We start from the raw sequence: 18,496 nt of genomic DNA on the forward strand, positions 1-18,496 counted from the left end.
TCTATGCCTTAAATTTCGAATATTAATGTGGTTGTTGTGGTTATAAACCCACGTAGATCACAGATAAACCCTACCGCAGTAGGTAGCATGCCTCGACTGGCACTAACAATAAGCGAGAAAAATAACAATGCACTTCACTCTCAAACTGAGCGCGGTGGCGGTACTGCTTGCCCTCTCCGGATGCCAAAGCAGTGACGACAATACCCCGGGCGATGTCAATCTGCGATTGATGGAGACCTCCGACGTTCACTCCAACCTGCTGAGCTTCGACTACTACCAGAACAAGCGAGATGACTCGCTGGGCCTTGCCCGTACAGCCTTGCTGATCAAGCAGGCCCGTGACGAGAACAGCAACAACCTGTTGATCGACAACGGTGACCTGATCCAGGGCACTCCCCTTTCTGACTATGTTTTTTCCCAATACAAGGGCGATCCCGATTATCTGACCAAGTCGGCAGGTCACCCCGCCATCAAGGTGCTCAACGAGCTGAAATATGACGTGGGCAACCTCGGCAACCATGAATTCAACTACGGCCTCGAGTTCCTGGCGAAAACCCTCTCCGGGGCCAACTACCAGGTCGTGAATGCCAACGTCTTCGATGGCAACACCCTCAAGCGCGGCAGTGACGGCAAGGTTGACTGGGATGCCATGCCGCAACACTTCAAACCCTATGTGCTGCTGGATCGTCAGGTAAAAGATGCCAACGGCAAGACGCAGACCATCAAGGTGGGCGTGCTGGGGATGAACCCGCCCCAGATCCTCCAGTGGGACAAGCACAACCTTGAAGGCAAGGTCGTCGTGGCTGACATGGTCGAGACTGCCGAGCACTACATCCCCGAGATGCGTGCCAAGGGTGCCGATCTGGTGATCATTGCGGCGCACTCCGGTATCACCGGCACCCCGCAAGAGCCTCTGATGGAGAACGCCGCCATCTATCTTGCCCAGGTGAAGGGGTTGGATGCCCTGCTGCTGGGCCATGCCCACAAAGCCTTCCCCGGCGAGTATCCCGATATCGAAAAAGTGGATAACAAAACGGGCAAGATTGCTGGCGTTCCGGCCGTTATGCCCGGCGTGACCGGTAACCATCTTGGCATCATCGATCTCAAGTTGACCTATCAGGATGGGCGTTGGCAGGTGGCGGATAGTCACTCTGAACTGCGCAAGGTCAAAGCGCTGCCAAGCGGTGAAGAGGATCAGGGGGTCGTGAATCTGATCCAGACCGTCCACGATGAGACCATTGAGTGGCTGAGCCTGCCCATCGGCAAGCTGACCGCCCCTATTCATAGCTTCTTCTCGGTCGCGCAGGATGATGCCTCCATCCAGATCGTGAGCGATGCCCAGCAGTGGCATGTCGAGCAGGTGAAAGCGGATTGTCTGAAGCAGAACGGCCTTAATTGCGGCCTCAAGGAAGACCTGCCCGTGCTGTCGGCGGCGGCGCCGTTCCGTGGCGGGCGTAACGGTCCCAACGACTACACCTGGGTGCAGGCGGGCGACATCTCCGGGCGCAACGTAGCGGATCTCTATGTCTTCCCCAATACCTTGCAGGTGGTGAAAGTCGATGGCGCCACCGTGAAAGAGTGGCTGGAGAAGAGTGCCGTCCAGTATCGTCAGATTGACCCGAACTCCGATCAGGCGCAGTGGCTGGTGGTCGACGATTTCCGTCCCTACAACCTCGATGCGATCAAAGGGGTGAGCTACGAGGTGGATGTCACCCAGCCTGCTCGCTATAACCAGGATGGCAAGAAGGTCAGCGACAGCCAGCGCATTAGCCAGCTCACCTACAATGGCAACGCGATCGATCCGAAGCAGAACTTCTACGTGGTCACCAACAACTACCGCGCCAGCGGTGGTGGCAGCTTCCCGGGCATCAATGGTCAGGCACTGGTACACGAAGATCCGATGGAAACACGGGAAGTGCTCTCCGCCTATGTGAAGCAGCTGACCAAGGACAAGCCGGAAGGTTTCGAAGTCAAAGCCGCTGACAACTGGCATCTCAAGCCGTTGCCCGCCAAGACCAAGGTCTACTTCTACTCCTCGCCAAACCCCGAGGTCGAGAAGCTGGCAGGCCCTGCTCTGAAACGGGTGGAAGGCGTGGTGGCCAACGATCCCAAGTTTGCCAATCATGCTGTCTACCAGCTGTTAGGTCAGTAATGCCGGGCGGCCTGCGGGCCGCCTTTTTTTGCCCCGCTCATGCCATTACACAGCTTGTGGGCCGGTCAACTACTCTGGCTGCTGCGCTTGGCTCGATAGCGATGCACGAGCCAGTCAATTCCCGCCATTGCCGCCGCGACGCCGATCATGATCCGCGTGAGGCGGCCGCCCTTCTGCCATGAGAGCAAATCCAGATGAAAATCCTGCCGGATAAACTCCGGGATCAGGCCGATAGGTGCGGTAATTGCCAGATAGGATATTAATTTTCTTAAAAACAGATAGTCAGGATTTGGAGTCTGTTTGTGTTGGGTCATTTTTATATGTTGGCGTGATGTGTGATAAAACTAAAAACAGGGGGTTCATTAATTTTTGGCGATTGTCTCTGGAAGATAAAGCCAGCGGATAAGCGGGCCTTTTCTGGAGGCAAAACGAATTTTAATCCAATCATCTTTCTGCTCAAGGATTTCAACTTTGTCATTATGAATTAGATAGGCCTTGGTCTTTGATGTTTTTTCAGGTGATGAGTAGAGAAAAACTTTCTCAGATGTGACTGGCCAGAGAATTTTCTTGCCATCAAAGTCAATCGCCACGGTGTCCAGTTTATCCCCCTTATTATTAAATGTGTGCTCGTAAAGAGGGAAGGTCTCAATCTCGGAGTTTTGGATTTGATACTCTGTTGTTTTATATAGCCAGAGCTCACCCTGAGAATTATATTGGTAAGTGTCGTAATACCATACAGGGCCGGAGCGGCAAGAACTAACCAAAGAAAGAGCGTCTGATCGAACTGCAAGGTTGTAGAGATCCCCACAGGCAGAGGTGGGCATTTTATAGTCCGCAAATTTTAGCTTTTTAAATGCTGCATTTATATGGTTATACAAGAATACATAAAAGACGGTATTTACCATACCGAGAGAGCTAGAGATTGCGATATCTTTGTAACCGTCAAAGTTGAAATCTTTTATGATAATGTCAGATTGCAGTTCATCATCAACACATATCAGTGTTTCTTTCTCTTTTCCGGTAGCCAATAAATAATAACAGTCATTTTCTTTTTGTATTTCAACTTTGACTCCGCTAATCATATAAGATGAGTTTGTCTTTGCTGAGACGGAGAAACACAGCAATAAAACTGTAATGATGACAAGATATTTCATGGTGATTTATTCTTTTGCGTGATTTTTTGAAAAGTGTTGCTTTCGTATTTTATTTACTGTCTTGGATAGTTTTTATAAGTGTGAGCTGGTTTTTATCAACGATGTAATAGTTTGTGTAATAAATAAAAGACTTTCCGTCTTGACTGTTTTCAACTTTAACCGCTGTGAGAAGGCGGCTATCAATTTGGGGCGATTCAATCCATTCTCCCACACGGATATCAGAATCATTACTCACATCATATGAGCTATAGGCATTAAATACCGCATCCAGCACCTTACCCGTGCGTTTGTTGACAAGGACTTGATCATAACAACCTGATGAACCACATCCCCAGCCTGTCAGTACATATTCACCAGCATATACAGGCTTTTGTGACAAGGCCGCGGTAAGTCGGGTTCGGAATGTTCTGGCCAATTCAGAGTCTAGTGAAAGTTTGGCTGGCTTACCTCTATATACAGGTGGTGCCGGGTAGTCTTCTGTCCGAGGTGGAACTTGAGATCCGGTTTCATTAGCAAATGAGATTTGGCTGGATAACCCGAGGAAAAACAATAAGTAAATAACGCATGATTTCATAATATTTTGTTTTGATATTTAAAGTTGTGGTACCGTAGGGGTAATAAACTAGGTGAATTGCACTGCTTATTTGGTAACAAAATTGTGGCGTCTGGAAGGTCGAGGTGATTAAATGAATGTCTAAATACGCTGCACACGTCTAACCGACGTTTCTATGGTATGTCGTCATAGTTGAACATTTCTGAGTCCCAAGTCATACCTTTAAAATCCTTCCATCGTTTTAACTGTCTTTCATAATATGGTGTGCCTACATCAATAACTGAACCCATAGATATCAATTCATTATCTATTATTTTTACTGTTCGAGATGAATTGCAAATTTCAGCTTGCTGGTAAAGAAAATCGAAGATGTATTTTCTACCACCCTTACAGTTCTCTATGCGTATTCTCTCTTCTAGTTTTTTATTTATAATTTCTTTTAGGGCTGCCTTTTCATTTTTTTTCATCCTTGCACCAAATACTATTCCAGCCACTTGGTCAAAATCATAATGAAAGAGGCGTTGATAACTACTATATTCCGACTGACCTGATATCCAGTGATTAGGCTGTAGAAGTAACAATCTAACTTCCTCTTCATAATCCCAGCATTCATTTTTTGTTAGTAGTTGCTGTTTTATTTTTGAATGAAAAAGCAAACGCTCACTATCTGATTTGAATTGAAGTCCTGTGTTAAAACTGGGAAGAAGATAGAATGCATTTATAGGTTCTAATTGATTATTGTATTGAATCTCTTCTAGAGGGAAATCACAACCTATCAGACTGGTATGTCCATCACTAACGATTAATGAATCCTTTGTTCTATGAGGGCATTGATTTAATTTTTTATTAATTGGTCTATATATTAAGCAGTAACCGGTGTGGCTAGATGCATAATGGGACCACATTAACATATCGCTATTTGATTTTGAAAGAGAGACCGAATAGCCTGCATTTGGTGCATAGAGTGACAGTAGAGATGATAGCTGGTTTATATGACTATTTAACTGTTCTAGTTTGAACAAATTAAAATTATTGCTCTCGTATGCATGAGATATTAAGTTTTTTACATGGTGTTCATACTCAGAAAGAATTTTCTCGTAAGAGATAGGGCTTATGTTTGATAAGTAATTGGCAAAAAAATCTATATATTCACTATCTTTCCATAGCGCTCTGAGCACTCTTTTCCAAATTTCTGTACTATTTCCAGGAAACTCAAATCTTGATTGCATATCAATTGGGTCGTTTAGCTCTTCACGGGAGGCAAAGTACCATTCATCATAAATAAGCTCTTTTTGAGATAAAAGACCTGGTGAACGGTATCTATATACGTGCATTGATTATCCTGTTTTTATTTTATGAGAAAAGGAAAAAATAGGTTGTATCTCATATATTGGGCCAAACATCGTAGGTTGGAGCTGAACGAAGTGAAGCCAAAAGTTTACTGCGACAATATCTTAATTGCTTACATCGACTTCAATCGCCCTTGGAAATGGCGGTAAACATCATCGTTATTAAAGCCATCCACATTCTGGCTGGAGAAAATAAGCGGGGTGACTCCTTGTGCCAGTGCCAGTTTCTGTGCTTCGACAACCAGCGTATTGATCAGCACCATGCCGGAGATGGAGGAGAAGGCGCCGGTGACCCGATCATTGACCTCGCACAGGCCATCGCCCGGCGGCACGCAGTTATCCAGTACCAGATCGGCCAGCTCCATCAGTTTTTGGCCAGAAGGGTGACGACTCGGGTTTTGCGCCGATTGCGCCACTGAGGTAATAGCGATCACCTTGTGGCCGCGTGCTCTGGCAAGCTGGGCCCACTCGATGGGCAGGGCGTTGCGCCCCGAATTGGAGATGACCACCATCAGATCCCCCGGCGCAATCGGCTGCTCCTCCCACAGGATGGCGGCAAGCCCCGGCAGCTTCTCCAGCGCCGAGCTGCGCAGGGCTCCATCGGCGGTGGTGACGGTGGAGTCGAGCACGGCGTTGATATTGCCAAGGCCACCAGCACGGATAAACCCCTCCAGCCCGACCATATGGGAGTGCCCGGTGCCCAGCATATGGATCATCTTGTTGTGGACGATGGCCTCGCTAAACCAGTGGGCCGCCTGCCGGATCCCGGCTTCGTTCTGACTGACCATGGTAGCGATGCGCACTTGCAGTTTTTCGACGTACTCAAACATAACGGCGGGGATCCTTGTGGATTACTGGAGAGGGGGTTGTGGCCCAGGTGTGGCCAAGCGGCACGCTACCGCCCCTGGACGACAGCCTCCACTCTGCTGCTGTTAACCGATGATGTGGCGGGAGGTGATGGCGCTATGGTGGCCAGAACGATCTCGGCAACGCCCTTCCCAATCCCGGTTGCCAAGTGAGCCATGGTAATCAAGGTGGGGGCGATGCAAAACCGGCAGTAGGTAAAAACCTGCCAAGGATCAACAAACTACTTGCTTGATGGCGGGACTTGATTCGGTTGGTTGTGTGACGGATGACAGACTGGAGCCATCAATACTCCAGAAACTTCTCCCCGCAGCGTTCGCAGATCAGATGTTTTACATGGGTGGCCTGATAGGCGAGGGTCTGGCCGAATACCGCATTGGTCAGGCTGCTGGAGCGAAAGGCTTGCCAGAAGGCTTTGCGCGGGTCTTTAGGCATCACATCCTGACTGTGATCCCGTGGCACCAATACCACGATATGGCGGGTACGCTCACCACATTTGTCACAGCGGTGGATTTCACTCGGCGGATTCTGGTCGTGCGGGTTGCTCATAAAGGGGCTCGTGAAGAGAGTGGACGCCGATCATATTCCTCTCCACTTGGCTCTCAATCTCTCCTTGCTGGCGCAGTGAGCAGGCTCACGTTTTGCGCCGCCCTCTTTGTTATTTGACCTCGACAGCCGTCAGCCAGCGCACCGTAACCGCAGCGACTCAGGCAGACGCCCGCTTCTGCGGTTTGCTGGTGAGCGGTGATGATATGGCGGGTGGGGCGAGCTCGGGCTGCTGCAGACGGACCAGCCTTGCCAACTCAGGCCGATGCCCGCTTTTGCAGATTGGGGGTGATGATATGGCGGTTGGGGGCGAGTTCGGGTTGCTGCATCCGGGTCAGCAGCCGCCTTGCCGCCTGACGGCCAATCTCCCGCGCCGGTGAGCTGACAAAGGTGAGGGCAGGTGTGGTGAGTTCAGCTTCCGCCACATCGTCAAAGCCGAGCAGGGCCACCTGCTGGCCGATGTAGTTGTCCTTGCCCACGGTGCGCCCGCTTGCCTCCACCCCGTAAATGCCACCGAGCGCCACCTCGGGGTAGTGGCAGAGAATAGCGGTCACCTTGGGATGCTGGTGCAGCAGCTGGGCGATGGTGTCGGCGGCGCTGCGCTGGGTGCGTTCGCACTCCAATACCCACTCCGGTTTGAAGGGGAGGCCATATTGCAGCAGGCTGGCGCAGTAGCCGCCGATCCGCTCGGCGCGGGTGAGGGAGTCGGCCCGCCCGCCGACATAGGCGATATGGCGGTGGCCCTGCTCGATAAGGTAGGTGGTGGCTTGCTTGGCTGCGTGGGTATTGTCGGGGCCGATAAAGTCCACGTCATCGCGATAGTAGGAGCGGGCGGCGCACACCACCGGCAGTTCGGAATCGAGCAGGGTCTCCAGTGTCTTGGCCGCCGCGCCGCGCACCGGATTGAAGATGATGCCCGCCACTCCCTGCCGTGACAGGGACTGGATGCTCTGTTGCAACCGCTCCGGGCTGTGGCCGCATTGGGTCAGAAATAGCAGATAGCCCTGCTGCTCCAGCACCTCGCTCACCCCGGCGGTCACTTCGGTATAGAAGGGGTCGGTGATGTCGCGCAGGATCAACCCCACCAGATTGGATTGCTGGCTGCGCAGGTTGGCGGCGGCGCTGTTGGGCACATAGTCGAGCTCTTTTATCGCCTGCTGCACCCGCTCGGCGGTGGCTGGCGAGATGCGCCCCTTGCCGTTGAGCACCATTGAGACGGTGGTGACCGACACTCCCGCCCGCTGGGCGACATCGGTGATCTTGACGTTTTTCGAGACGAGCGGTTTGGACGGCATAGGGCGAACGGGGTGCGATGGCTGGTTGAGTGCGAGGCCCCAGCATACCTGCTAAGATGCTCAAGTGAAACGTTACATCACCATCTGGCCGATCCGGCTCACAAATTTGGATCCTGCTGCCAGCCAGCCCCCTCATTCTGTGATCTTGTCGGCACTTGCAAGTTGATAAAACGATTTATCATCCAGCAAAACCTGATGCTGACCCGCGCCTCTGCTTCGAGATTGCGTCGAGATCGCCTCGAGCGGGGGAGGGCAGCCGCAGATATTGCTGTTTATTCACAAGGAGCCGTTTCATGGCCAAGCCTCAAGCCAAATCCACCATCTGGGAGTTCCTGCAGAGCCTCGGCAAGACCTTTATGTTGCCGGTCGCCTTGCTGGCCTTCTCGGGCATTCTGCTCGGTGTCGGCAGCTCGCTCACCAGCGATGCGGTCAAGCAGAGCATGCCCTTCCTCGACAATACCGTGCTGCAACTGCTGTTCCTCTGGATGACCAAGGTAGGGCTGGTGGCCTTTATCTACCTGCCGGTGATGTTTGCGGTGGCCATTCCGCTGGGGCTGGCGCGAGAAGAGAAGGGGGTTGCGGCCTTTGCCGGTTTCGTCGGCTATGCGGCGCTCAACCTCTCCATCAACTTCTACCTGACCGTGGCCAACGTCATCGGTGACGCGGCAGTGGAGAAGGCCTACGGGGTGAAATCGATCCTCGGCATCAGCTCCATCGACACTGGGATTCTAGGGGCCATCATCGTCGGGGTGATCGTCGCCAAGTTGCACGCCCGTTTCTACACCTACAAGATGCCCGATGCGCTGGCCTTCTTCGGCGGTGCCCGCTTCGTGCCCATCATCACCGTGCTGGTGCTGGGGGTTGTCGGCTTGGTCGTGCCGTTCGCCTGGCCCTGGTTTGCCGCTGGCATTAATGGTATCGGGGCGCTGATCTCCCACGCCGGTCCCTTCGGCCCCTTCCTGTTTGGTACCGGTGAGCGTCTGCTGCTGCCGCTCGGTCTGCACCACATTCTGGTGGCGCTCATCCGCTTTACCGAAGCGGGCGGCACGTCGCTGGTGTGCGGCAACGAAGTGAGCGGCGCGCTCAATATTTTCTACGCCGAGCTCTCTTGCGCCGACACCAGCGGCTTCTCGGTCTCTGCCACTTCGTTCCTCTCTCAGGGCAAGATGCCTGCCTTCCTGGGCGGCCTGCCGGGCGCGGCGCTCGCCATGTATCACTGCGCTCGTCCGGAAAATCGCGGCAAGATCAAGGCGTTGCTGGTCTCCGGCGTGGTGGCCTGCGTCATCGGCGGGATTACCGAGCCGCTGGAGTTCCTGTTCCTGTTCGTGGCACCGGTGCTCTACGTCATTCACGCCATCCTGACGGGTCTGGGCTTTATGACCATGGGGCTGCTCGGCGTCACCATCGGCAACACCGACGGCAACCTGATCGATTTTCTGGTGTTCGGCGTGCTGCAAGGCACCGCCACCAAGTGGTATCTGGTGCCGGTCGCGGCCGCCATCTGGTTTGCCATCTACTACAGCGTGTTCCGCTTCGCCATCGTGCGCTTTAACCTGAAAACCCCCGGTCGCGAGATTGAGACCAGCGAGGCTGCCCAGCCCGCGGGCAAGAAGGTAGGCAACAGCGGTTACAACGGTGAAATCATCCTCAACGCCCTGGGCGGGGCTGATAACATCCTGGCACTGGACAACTGCATCACCCGCCTGCGGATGTCGGTGCAGGACATGAGCCGGGTCGATGACAAGGTACTGAAGGCGAACGGCGCCATCGGGGTGATCAAGCTCGACGAGCACAACCTGCAGGTGGTGATCGGCCCGCAGGTGCATCTGGTGAAAAATCAGCTGCAGAGCCTGATGGGGGCCTGAACCGGCCAATAAGATCCGAACGGGGGGCGCAAGCCCCCCTTGTTTGCCTCTCCCAATATGTCTCCTGTTTATGGAGGGAGAAACTTCATGCACGATATTTATGACTTCGACCGAGTGGTCGACCGCCACGGCACCTACTGCACTCAGTGGGACTATGTAGCCGACCGTTTTGGCCATGCCGATCTGCTCCCCTTTACCATCTCCGATATGGATTTCGCGACCGCCCCCTGCATTCGCCAGACGCTGGCAACGCGGCTCGAACACGGGGTATTTGGCTACAGCCGCTGGAATCACGATGACTTCAAGGGGGCGGTGATCGACTGGTTTGCCAACCGCTATGGGGCGAGCCTCGACCCCGAGACGCTGGTCTACGGTCCCTCGGTCATCTATGTGATTGCCCAGCTGGTGAGCCTCTGGTCGGCGCCCGGCGAAGGCGTACTGGTGCATACCCCAGCCTACGACGCCTTCGGCAATATGCTGGCCGCCAACGACAGGGGGCTGCTGCCTTGTCCGCTTAAAAAAGAGCGGGGGAGTTACCAGATCGACTGGCAATGTTTCGAGCAACAGGCGGCCCGCCCCGATTGCCGGATTTTGCTGCTCTGCAGCCCCCACAACCCCACCGGCCGAGTCTGGACGCGGGATGAACTCGGCCGGATGGCTGCTATCTGCCAGCGCCACGGGGTCAAGGTCATCTCGGACGACATCCATATGGATGTGAGCTTTGCCCGCTATCTGCCGTGGAGCGAGGTGGCGCCGGACGATCACTGGGCGCTGGTGAGCTCGGGCTCCAAATCCTTCAATATTCCCGCCCTTGGCGGCGCCTACGCCTTTATCGCCAACGCAGCGGCGCGGGCCGCCTATCTGCAGCGGCTCAAGGCGGCCCATGGCCTCTCATCGCCGCCCATTCTCGGGGTGCTGGCCCATATCGGCGCCTATCGGAACGGCGGTGAGTGGCTCGATGCGCTGAAAAGTTATCTGCACGGCAACCTCGCCCATGTGGCGGCGAGGCTCAACGCAGCCTTCCCCGCCATCGACTATCGGGTGCCCGAGGGGACCTATCTCGCCTGGATTGACTTGAATGGCCTTGGCATAGACACCACCGAACGGATGGATGCGTTGCAAACCTTGCTGGTGGAAAAATACTGGGTCGCCATCATGCGCGGCGACACCTATGGCCCGGAAGGCAAAGGCTATATCCGCCTCAACGTCGGTTGCCCGCGCTCGAAAGTAGATCAAGGACTCGACGCCCTGATCGGTGCGCTGGGGGTGCTGGTGTAGGGGCAAATCCATTCAACATGAGAAACAAAACGGGGCCATCAGTGATGGCCCTGTTTGGTGGGGGAATAGCAAAAAAACCGCCCCGGAGATCCGGGGCGGTTTTTTATTTAGCGATACCGAGATGAGCCGTGTGGGTGGGCTGGGGCTCAGCGATAGCGGCCGCGTACCGAGCTGCTGGCGCGGCCGGCCATCTTGATCAGACTCTGGCGGGTGTGCAGGTGGCAGAGCGCGACGCCGAGGGCATCTGCCGCATCCGCCTGCGGGGTGGCGGAGAGTTTCAGCAGATGGGTCACCATGTGCTGCACCTGCTCCTTGGCGGCGCCGCCGGTGCCGACTACCGCCTGCTTGATCTGGGTGGCGGAGTATTCGCTCACCGGCAGATAGGCATTAACTGCGGCGACGATGGCGCTGCCCCGGGCCTGTCCCAGTTTCAGGGCCGAGTCGGCGTTGCGGGCCATAAAGACCCGCTCGATGGCAAACTCGGTGGGTTTGAACTGGGTGATGATCTCGCATACCCCGTCATAGACCTGCTTGAGGCGCTCCGGCAGCTCGCCGCAATCGGTGCGGATGCAGCCAGAGCCCAAGTATTCGGCCTTGCCGCCCACGACCCGGATAACCCCGTATCCGGTGATCCGCGAACCCGGATCGATGCCCAAAATAATGCTCATGGGTGTTGATTGCTCTAAACGCGAGTGATGGCCGCCAAGATAGCAAACTGTGGCCCGTTTGGCTGTATGTCCCGGGTCAAGCGGGCAAAGATTGGCCAGCCTGCGTCAGGCGTGGTTACCCCTTGAACAGCTCTATGGTGTCGCCATCCTGAAGGCTGCCCGCGCCGCGCACCACCACCCGATCCCCCTGCTTGAGGGCGCCGCTCACCGCCACCTGCTGGCTGTCGCCAAACAGCACGGTGACCGGCACCCGATTCACCTTGAGCGCCTTGCCGCTTCGCGCCACCTGATAGACCACGCTGCCATCGGTGCCGAGCACCAGGGCATCCCGTGGTAGCAGCATGCTCTGCTGATCCCCCAGTGGCAGGGCAACCCGCACCGGTGAGCCGATGATGAAAGTGCCTGCTTCCGGTTTGAGGCGCAGCTCGATCAGCCGCGATTTGGGATCGGCGCTGGCGGCCCGCTGGTAATAGACGCCGTGACCGCTCAGCTGCTCCCCCTCCACCCGCAGCCGGGTTTTCGGCGCCAGCTGCTGGGCCCAGAGAATGGGGGCTTGCAGGCGGATATCCGGCTGATCCGGGTTGACCAGCTCCAGCGCCTGCTCGCCCGCGTCCACATGCTCGCCGGGCTGGATGAAGTGGTTGTTCACCACGCCATCGAACGGTGCATAGATGTGGCTGCGGCGCAGCTGTTCCTCGATCTGGTTCACCTGTATGGCGGCCAGTCGCTCGGCCAGCGCGGCCTGCTCCACATCGTAACTGGCCTTGTCGTACTGGCTCTGGGAGGCGCTCTTTTGCTGGTGCAGCCGGGTGATCCGCTGTGATTCGGCGCGGGCGAAACGCAGGTTGCTCTGCCATTTCGCCTGCTCGGCGCGAGCCTGCTCCAGCGAGAGGCGCAGTGCCGCGCTGTCGAGGCGCAGCAGCTCATCCCCTTTTTTGACCCGGCTGCCAAATTCGGCGATCCACTCCACCCGGCCGCTCACTTCTGCGCTGAGCGCAGCTTGCTGGCGACTCGCCACCGTGCCGCTGACCCAGATATTGGCGGCCGCATCCCCTCGGGTCACATCCGCCAGTGTCACCATCTTGCCCTGATCGGCCAATACCGGTAGCGCACTGCCTGCAATCAGCACGGCGCCAGCCAACATTCGGGTAATCATATGTGTCATCGATGAGCTCCTTGCTCAGGCCCGCTGGCGCAGGGGTTGTGGGATCGCCACCTGCTCGCCGAGACGCAGGAAAGCAGGCAACAGGATCAGGGTAAACAGGGTGCTGCAGCTCATGCCGCCGACAATGACTGTGGCGAGCCCGCGGTAAATTTCGCTCCCTTCGCTTGGGCTCAGCATCAGCGGCAGCATGCCGAAGATGCTGGTGAGGCTGGTCATGGCGATGGGGCGCATCCGGCTTTGCAGGGCATCGGCCACCGCCAGCTGGCGGCTCATGCCGTCCCGCTCGGCGGTGCGGGTCTGGTGCACCAGCAGGATGGCGTTGTTGACCACCAGTCCCAGCAGGATGACAAAGCCGATGATGGTGAGCAGATCCATCGGCAGCGGCACCAGCAGCCCGCTCAGTTGCAGCGCCAGCACGCCGCCAACCGAGGCAAGGGGCAGGGTGAGCAGCACCAGCAGCGCATCCTTGAGGGAGGCAAACACCCCCCACAGCAGCACCAGCAGGATCACCACGGCGAACAGGAAGATGGTCCCCAGATTGTCGAGCGCCTGTTGCAGGCTGTCGGCGTTGCCTGCGATCTGCAGCTCGCCGCCAGCGGGTAGCAGGGGCCGGATGGCAGCAAAACTGCGGTTTTTCAGGGTGTCGATCACCTGCTCCATGGTCATGCCCGCCGGAGGTGCTATCTGCAGGATGATGCTGCGCCGCCCATCGGCCCGGAAGATGCTGGCCGGGCCCATGTCATGCTCTACCCGCAACAGCTCGCCAAGGGGGACGATGCGCCCGGAGGGAGTAGCCAGCGGCACTGCCTTCAGTTCGTCCGGATTGGCGGAACTTTGCCCCATCAGCATGATGTCGAGTCGATCCTCGCCATCGAAATATTCACCGACCCGCAAGCCGTCGCCAAAGGTCTGGATGATGGTGGGCAAGGGCGTGCGATCCCAACCCACTTCGGCGAGACGCCGATCTTGCGGCACCAGTTTGAGCTCGGGGGCGGTGAAGTCGAGACTCGGTTCGGGCCGGATCTGTGCTCCCGGCAGGTCCTTGCTGAGGATCCCCATGCTGGCACGGGCCGCCTGATAGAGCTCGGGCAGGTTGCCCCCCTGCAGCAGCAGGGAGACGCCGTTCTCGCTGTCAAAGCCGCCAAACAGCGAACCCTGACCGCCGAACACCCGGGTGTCGGGAATGCCCACCAGCAGCTGTTTCATCAACAGGCTCTCCAGCTCCTTGATGCGGGTCTCGTCCTTGGGGCGCACGCCAATCTGGGCACCCCCCGGGTAGCGCAAGATGTAGTAGTTCTTGAGGGCTGGCTCTTTCTCCCCCTTCATGTAGGGGGCGAGGCGGGCGATCAGGGTATCGATCACCTCTTCGCGCTGGGCCTTGAGATTGACCCCGGGGGTGAAGTTCATCCAGACATCCACCGCGTCCCGTTTTACGTCCGGCAGATAATCCATCTTGGGCAGCAGCGCCCAAGTGGCCAGTGCCGGCAGGCTCATCATCAGGGTGATGACCGTCCAGCGCTGGCGTGAGGTCGAGGTCCAGCGGATCACATGACGAGTGGTGCGCTGCCACAGCGACTCATAGGGATCGATCAGCGTTTCATGTCCCATCCAGCGCGCCGCCACCGCGGGCAGCACGGTGACGGCGACCAGCATGGAGACCGTCACGGCGCAGGCGATGGTCAGCGCAAGATCGGCAAACAGTTGACCCTCCACATCGTTGAGCAGCAGCACCGGCAGGAAGATGGCGACCGTGGTGAGGGTGGAGGCGACCAGCGCCGTCCACACCTGACGGGTACCTTCGAGCGCCGCCTCCGCCTTGCTCAAATCCCCCCGCTCGTGGCGCCGGTAGATGCTCTCCAGCACCACGATGGCGGCATCGAGCACCATGCCGACGGCAAAGGCGATGCCCGCCAGCGAGATGATGTTGAGGGTGCGATCCATCACCTTGAGCAGGCAGAAGGTGAGCATGATGCTGATGGGGATGGCGAGGGCAATCATCAGGGTCGCCTTGAGCTGGCGCAGGAAGAGCCAGAGGATGGCGCAGGAGAGCAGCACACCGAGCCCCAGGTTGGCGGTGACCATGCTGACGGCGCGATTGATGTAGAGGGAGGCATCAAACGACTGCTCCATGTGCAGCCCGACCGGCTCCAGCACCTCGCGGTTTAGCTCGTTCACCCGGGCCTTGATCGCCTCAAGGGATGCCAGGGCGTTGGCGCCGCTCTCCTTGAAGATCTGGGCGGCGATGGCGGTATTGCCGTTCTGGATCCGCAGCACCGGGTTCTCCTCCCGGGCGACCCTTACCTCCGCCACATCCCGCAGATAGATGGGCAGGCCATCGCGCCAGTCCACCACCTTGTCCCCCAGCGTCTCGACATCGTAGCGACCGGCGAAGCGCAGCTTGTACTCCCAGCGACCGATGTCTAGCGTACCAGCTGACACGTCCCAGCCGGTGGTGGCCCGGCTGGCCAGCACCGGGATCTCCACCCCCAGCTCGGCGGCGCGGTAGGGGTCGAAGCGGATCTGGATCTGGCGCTCGTTGATCCCCTCGATCGTGACCGTCGAGACCCCTTCGATGCGCTCCAGCTCGGGTTTGACCCGCGCCTCGATCAACGCCTGATGATCATCGATCACCCCTTTGGCGCCGGGCAGTTGCTGGATGAAGAAGAAGGTGAGGGTATCGTTGCTGATGTAGTTGTTGACGTAGGGGCCGCCGATCTTGTCCGGCAATCCCGAGACCCGGTTCAGTCGCGAAATCACATCGAGTTGGGCGCGCTGCATGTCGGTGCCGAGGGCAAACTCCATGTCGATTTCGGTAAAGCCGGGATAACTCTCGCTGGTGAGGCTCTTGAGCCCTTGTACCCCCTGCATCTCCTGCTCGATGGGGTCGGTGATCTCCGACTCCATCTCTTGCGGCGAGGCTGAACGCCAGCTCACCGAGATGTTGAGGTGTGGACGGTCGATGTCGGGGAACAGCTGGATCGGCAGTCCCCGGATGCTGAGCAGGCCCAGCAGGAAAATCAGCACGATCGAGACCGCCACCCAGATGGGGCGTTCGATCGCCGTTTTGGCGAGGTTCATTCACTCTTCCTGAGTTGTTGTTATCGGCCATTCCGCTGGCCTTGCTTCCAAAGCCCCTGCAACAGGGACTCAAGCATTTAACTGGAATTCTCCCAGCTTGTAAATGCATGGTTAACAAACAAAAAAACCGGCCACGAGGGCCGGTTTGGTGCAGGTTTGCCAAGGGATCAGGCCGCGTGCTCGACCTTGTTTGGCTGCTTGTTTGGTTGCTGGGAGAAGCCTTCCAGCTCGCCCGGGGCGAAGTTGTCTACCTGAATCGCTTCGTAGCGCAGGGCATCGGCGGCCAGCAGTTTGTCCGCTTCATCCTTGCTCAGGATGGAACCGGCCAGCGCAGCGGCGACCAGCTCCGGCAGGGCCAGTTTGCGGGGCAGCTTGCCCTCTTTCTGGGCCTGCACCAGTTTCTTCTCGTAGGGCTGCACGGCGACCATGGCCTGGAAGGCGCGCTCCATCAGGCCGACCGGATCCGCCTCGTCTTTGCCCACATAACAGAGTGCGGTCAGACGGTCGCGGAACTCGCCCGGCTTCATCATGGCCAGACAGATGGCGTGGCAACGGTCGTCGGCCGGCATCTTGTAACCAACGCCGAACGGGAACACCACGCGCTTGAGTACGGCACCCACCACCTTGTTCGGGAAGTTCTGGAAGAAGCCCTCGAACGCCTTGCCAATCAGGTAGAGGTTGCGCTCCACCGCGTACTGCACGAACGGCAGATCGGAGACCATGCGGCCCTGATCCTCGTAGTGTTTGAGGGTGGCGGAGGCCAGGTAGAGGTGGCTCAGCACGTCACCCAGACGGGCGGAGATCATCTCCTTGCGCTTGAGATCGCCACCCAGCATCAGCATGGAGACGTCGGCGCACAGCGCCAGCCCTTTACTCATGCGGGAGAGCTGCTTGTAGTAGCGAGCGGTTTCACCGGCTACCGGCGCGCTGTTGAACTGACCCAGGGTCAGCCCCTGGAACAGGGAACCGAAGAAGTTGCCGGCGCCGAAGGCGATGTGCTTCATCAGCAGGGCGTCAAACTTCTCGAGACCGCGCTCCACGTCGGTATCGGCCGCCGCTTCCAGCTCGGCAAACACGTACGGGTGGCAGCGGGTGGCACCCTGACCGAAGATCATCAGGTTGCGGGTCAGGATGTTGGCCCCTTCCACCGTGATGGCCACCGGAATGCCCATGTAGGCGTAGCCGGTGTAGTTTTTCGGGCCCAGCTGGATGGCACGGCCGGCGTGGATGTCCATGGAGTCATCCATGATCTGGCGCGCCATCTCGGTCATGTGGTACTTGGAAATCGCGGTGACGATGGCCGGAGCCTGACCCAAGTCCAAGGAACCTGCGGTCATACGACGGGCCCCTTCCAGCTGATAGGTGAGGCCGCCGATGCGGGCCAGCGCCTCTTGCACCCCTTCAAACTTGCCGATGGACATGCCGAACTGTTTGCGCACGTAGGAGTAGGCGCCCACGGTGCGGCTCGCCATGTGACCGCAAGCGGTGCCCAGGGCAGGCAGCGAGATGCCGCGACCTGCGGAGAGGCACTCCACCAGCATGCGCCAGCCGCGACCGGCGTAATCCGGGCCACCGATGATCCAGTCGAGCGGAATGAACACATCCTTACCGAAGGTCGGGCCGTTCAGGAACGCCAGACCCATGGGGTAGTGGCGATCGCCGACGCGCACGCCGGGGTGGCTGGTGGGGATGAGCGCGCAGGTGATGCCGAGCTCTTCCTTGTCACCCAGCAGTTTTTCCGGGTCATAGAGTTTGAACGCCAGCCCCAGCACGGTGGCGCGCGGCGCCAGGGTGATGTAGCGCTTGTTCCAGTTGAGGCGAATACCCAGGACCTCTTCACCCTTGTGCATCCCCTTGCAGACGATCCCCTTGTCAGGGATGGCGCCCGCATCGGAGCCCGCTTCCGGCCCGGTCAGGGCGAAGCAGGGCACCTCTTTGCCATTGGCCAGCCCCGGCAGCCAGAAATCTTTCTGGGCCTGGGTGCCGTAGTGCATCAGTAGCTCGCCCGGTCCAAGGGAGTTCGGCACCATGACGGTGACCGCCACGCTCAGGCTCTTGGTGGCAATGCGGGTGACGATGGTGGAGTTGGCAATCGCCGAGAACTCGCGGCCGCCGTAGGATTTCGGGATGATCAGGGAGAAGAAGCCTTCCTTCTTCAGATAGTCCCAGACCGGCTCCGGCAGGTCTTTGGTTTCGTTGACGATCTTGAAGTCATCAACCATGGCGAGCAGGGTTTCGACCTGATTGTCGATAAAGGCCTGCTCTTCGGCGCTCAGTTCGGCCTTGCCGTAACCGTGCAGTTTTTTCCAGTCGGGGTTGCCGCGAAACAACTCGCCATCCCACCAGACGGAGCCGGCTTCCATGGCCTCCCGCTCGGTAGCTGACAAGGGCGGCAGTATCTTTTTGAAGATGCCGAACACCGGACGGGTTACCACCTTTTTACGGATGGAGGGCACGCCGAGCACAACGGCTATCGCCAGCACCAGCAGGACAAGCAATGTGATCATACCGAAGTTCCTTCTATTTCAC

The 18,496-nt window shown here is 57.5% G+C and carries 14 protein-coding genes; 3 read left to right on the top strand and 11 right to left on the bottom strand.

Annotated features, from left to right (window positions below):
- The first annotated feature begins 127 nt into the window (after positions 1 to 127).
- On the top strand, positions 128 to 2,152 hold the full coding sequence (locus BSP75_RS11740) for a bifunctional 2',3'-cyclic-nucleotide 2'-phosphodiesterase/3'-nucleotidase (protein WP_075113294.1): 2,025 nt from the start codon (positions 128 to 130) through the stop codon (positions 2,150 to 2,152).
- 65 nt (positions 2,153 to 2,217) lie between these two features.
- Here the strand turns inward: BSP75_RS11740 and BSP75_RS11745 are convergent, their stop codons facing one another.
- The 7 genes from BSP75_RS11745 to BSP75_RS11775 form a co-directional block, all read right to left on the bottom strand.
- Positions 2,218 to 2,466: a hypothetical protein gene (locus BSP75_RS11745; RefSeq protein ID WP_075113295.1), complete on the bottom strand. Its 249-nt coding sequence runs from the start codon at positions 2,464 to 2,466 to the stop codon at positions 2,218 to 2,220.
- Positions 2,467 to 2,514: 48 nt separating this feature from the next.
- Positions 2,515 to 3,306, bottom strand: coding sequence for a hypothetical protein (locus BSP75_RS11750; RefSeq protein WP_075113296.1), 792 nt, complete (start codon positions 3,304 to 3,306; stop codon positions 2,515 to 2,517).
- Between the two features lie 49 nt (positions 3,307 to 3,355).
- Entirely contained in the window at positions 3,356 to 3,880 is a 525-nt protein-coding gene (locus tag BSP75_RS21550; RefSeq protein ID WP_148140699.1) for a hypothetical protein, read from the bottom strand.
- 152 nt (positions 3,881 to 4,032) lie between these two features.
- The gene (locus BSP75_RS11760; protein WP_075113297.1) at positions 4,033 to 5,193 is read right to left on the bottom strand and encodes a DUF2971 domain-containing protein; all 1,161 of its coding nucleotides are present in this window, start codon (positions 5,191 to 5,193) and stop codon (positions 4,033 to 4,035) included.
- 128 nt (positions 5,194 to 5,321) lie between these two features.
- A complete protein-coding gene (locus BSP75_RS11765; RefSeq protein WP_075113298.1) occupies positions 5,322 to 6,038 on the bottom strand; it encodes an SIS domain-containing protein in 717 nt (238 codons plus the stop codon).
- A gap of 319 nt (positions 6,039 to 6,357) precedes the next feature.
- A complete protein-coding gene (locus BSP75_RS11770; RefSeq protein WP_042063671.1) occupies positions 6,358 to 6,621 on the bottom strand; it encodes a hypothetical protein in 264 nt (87 codons plus the stop codon).
- Between the two features lie 254 nt (positions 6,622 to 6,875).
- Positions 6,876 to 7,913 carry a Mal regulon transcriptional regulator MalI gene (locus BSP75_RS11775; RefSeq protein WP_075113299.1) on the bottom strand — a complete coding sequence of 346 codons (1,038 nt, stop codon included), beginning with the start codon at positions 7,911 to 7,913 and terminating at the stop codon, positions 6,876 to 6,878.
- A 293-nt stretch (positions 7,914 to 8,206) separates the two neighbouring features.
- Between BSP75_RS11775 and malX the strand changes: the two genes are divergently transcribed.
- Both malX and BSP75_RS11785 read left to right on the top strand, forming a co-directional pair.
- The gene (gene malX, locus BSP75_RS11780) at positions 8,207 to 9,778 is read left to right on the top strand and encodes a maltose/glucose-specific PTS transporter subunit IIBC (RefSeq protein WP_075113300.1); all 1,572 of its coding nucleotides are present in this window, start codon (positions 8,207 to 8,209) and stop codon (positions 9,776 to 9,778) included.
- A gap of 87 nt (positions 9,779 to 9,865) precedes the next feature.
- Positions 9,866 to 11,056 carry a MalY/PatB family protein gene (locus BSP75_RS11785; protein WP_075113301.1) on the top strand — a complete coding sequence of 397 codons (1,191 nt, stop codon included), beginning with the start codon at positions 9,866 to 9,868 and terminating at the stop codon, positions 11,054 to 11,056.
- A gap of 146 nt (positions 11,057 to 11,202) precedes the next feature.
- Here BSP75_RS11785 and ruvC read toward each other — a convergent pair whose 3' ends face one another.
- The 4 genes from ruvC to BSP75_RS11805 form a co-directional block, all read right to left on the bottom strand.
- Positions 11,203 to 11,724, bottom strand: coding sequence for a crossover junction endodeoxyribonuclease RuvC (ruvC, locus tag BSP75_RS11790; RefSeq protein ID WP_005334512.1), 522 nt, complete (start codon positions 11,722 to 11,724; stop codon positions 11,203 to 11,205).
- 115 nt (positions 11,725 to 11,839) lie between these two features.
- On the bottom strand, positions 11,840 to 12,889 hold the full coding sequence (locus BSP75_RS11795) for an efflux RND transporter periplasmic adaptor subunit (protein WP_075113302.1): 1,050 nt from the start codon (positions 12,887 to 12,889) through the stop codon (positions 11,840 to 11,842).
- A gap of 15 nt (positions 12,890 to 12,904) precedes the next feature.
- Complete coding sequence (locus BSP75_RS11800) at positions 12,905 to 15,967, bottom strand: efflux RND transporter permease subunit (protein ID WP_075113303.1); 3,063 nt, start codon at positions 15,965 to 15,967, stop codon at positions 12,905 to 12,907.
- Positions 15,968 to 16,134: 167 nt separating this feature from the next.
- Complete coding sequence (locus BSP75_RS11805) at positions 16,135 to 18,474, bottom strand: acyl-CoA dehydrogenase (RefSeq protein ID WP_075113304.1); 2,340 nt, start codon at positions 18,472 to 18,474, stop codon at positions 16,135 to 16,137.
- Between the last annotated feature and the right edge of the window lie 22 nt (positions 18,475 to 18,496).

This window comes from Aeromonas sp. YN13HZO-058 (assembly GCF_001921245.1).
In the GTDB taxonomy this organism is placed as follows: Bacteria; Pseudomonadota; Gammaproteobacteria; order Enterobacterales; family Aeromonadaceae; genus Aeromonas; species Aeromonas allosaccharophila.

What these genes read in the sequence shown, in the direction of transcription:
- malX (WP_075113300.1), top strand. Translation starts at nt 8,207, where the DNA reads ATGGCCAAGCCTCAAGCCAAATCCACCATCTGGGAGTTCCTGCAGAGC.
- BSP75_RS11760 (WP_075113297.1), bottom strand. Translation starts at nt 5,193, where the DNA reads ATGCACGTATATAGATACCGTTCACCAGGTCTTTTATCTCAAAAAGAG.
- BSP75_RS11785 (WP_075113301.1), top strand. Translation starts at nt 9,866, where the DNA reads ATGCACGATATTTATGACTTCGACCGAGTGGTCGACCGCCACGGCACC.
- BSP75_RS11775 (WP_075113299.1), bottom strand. Translation starts at nt 7,913, where the DNA reads ATGCCGTCCAAACCGCTCGTCTCGAAAAACGTCAAGATCACCGATGTC.
- ruvC (WP_005334512.1), bottom strand. Translation starts at nt 11,724, where the DNA reads ATGAGCATTATTTTGGGCATCGATCCGGGTTCGCGGATCACCGGATAC.
- BSP75_RS11740 (WP_075113294.1), top strand. Translation starts at nt 128, where the DNA reads ATGCACTTCACTCTCAAACTGAGCGCGGTGGCGGTACTGCTTGCCCTC.
- BSP75_RS11770 (WP_042063671.1), bottom strand. Translation starts at nt 6,621, where the DNA reads ATGAGCAACCCGCACGACCAGAATCCGCCGAGTGAAATCCACCGCTGT.
- BSP75_RS11765 (WP_075113298.1), bottom strand. Translation starts at nt 6,038, where the DNA reads ATGTTTGAGTACGTCGAAAAACTGCAAGTGCGCATCGCTACCATGGTC.
- BSP75_RS11795 (WP_075113302.1), bottom strand. Translation starts at nt 12,889, where the DNA reads ATGACACATATGATTACCCGAATGTTGGCTGGCGCCGTGCTGATTGCA.
- BSP75_RS11805 (WP_075113304.1), bottom strand. Translation starts at nt 18,474, where the DNA reads ATGATCACATTGCTTGTCCTGCTGGTGCTGGCGATAGCCGTTGTGCTC.
- BSP75_RS11750 (WP_075113296.1), bottom strand. Translation starts at nt 3,306, where the DNA reads ATGAAATATCTTGTCATCATTACAGTTTTATTGCTGTGTTTCTCCGTC.
- BSP75_RS11745 (WP_075113295.1), bottom strand. Translation starts at nt 2,466, where the DNA reads ATGACCCAACACAAACAGACTCCAAATCCTGACTATCTGTTTTTAAGA.
- BSP75_RS11800 (WP_075113303.1), bottom strand. Translation starts at nt 15,967, where the DNA reads ATGAACCTCGCCAAAACGGCGATCGAACGCCCCATCTGGGTGGCGGTC.
- BSP75_RS21550 (WP_148140699.1), bottom strand. Translation starts at nt 3,880, where the DNA reads ATGAAATCATGCGTTATTTACTTATTGTTTTTCCTCGGGTTATCCAGC.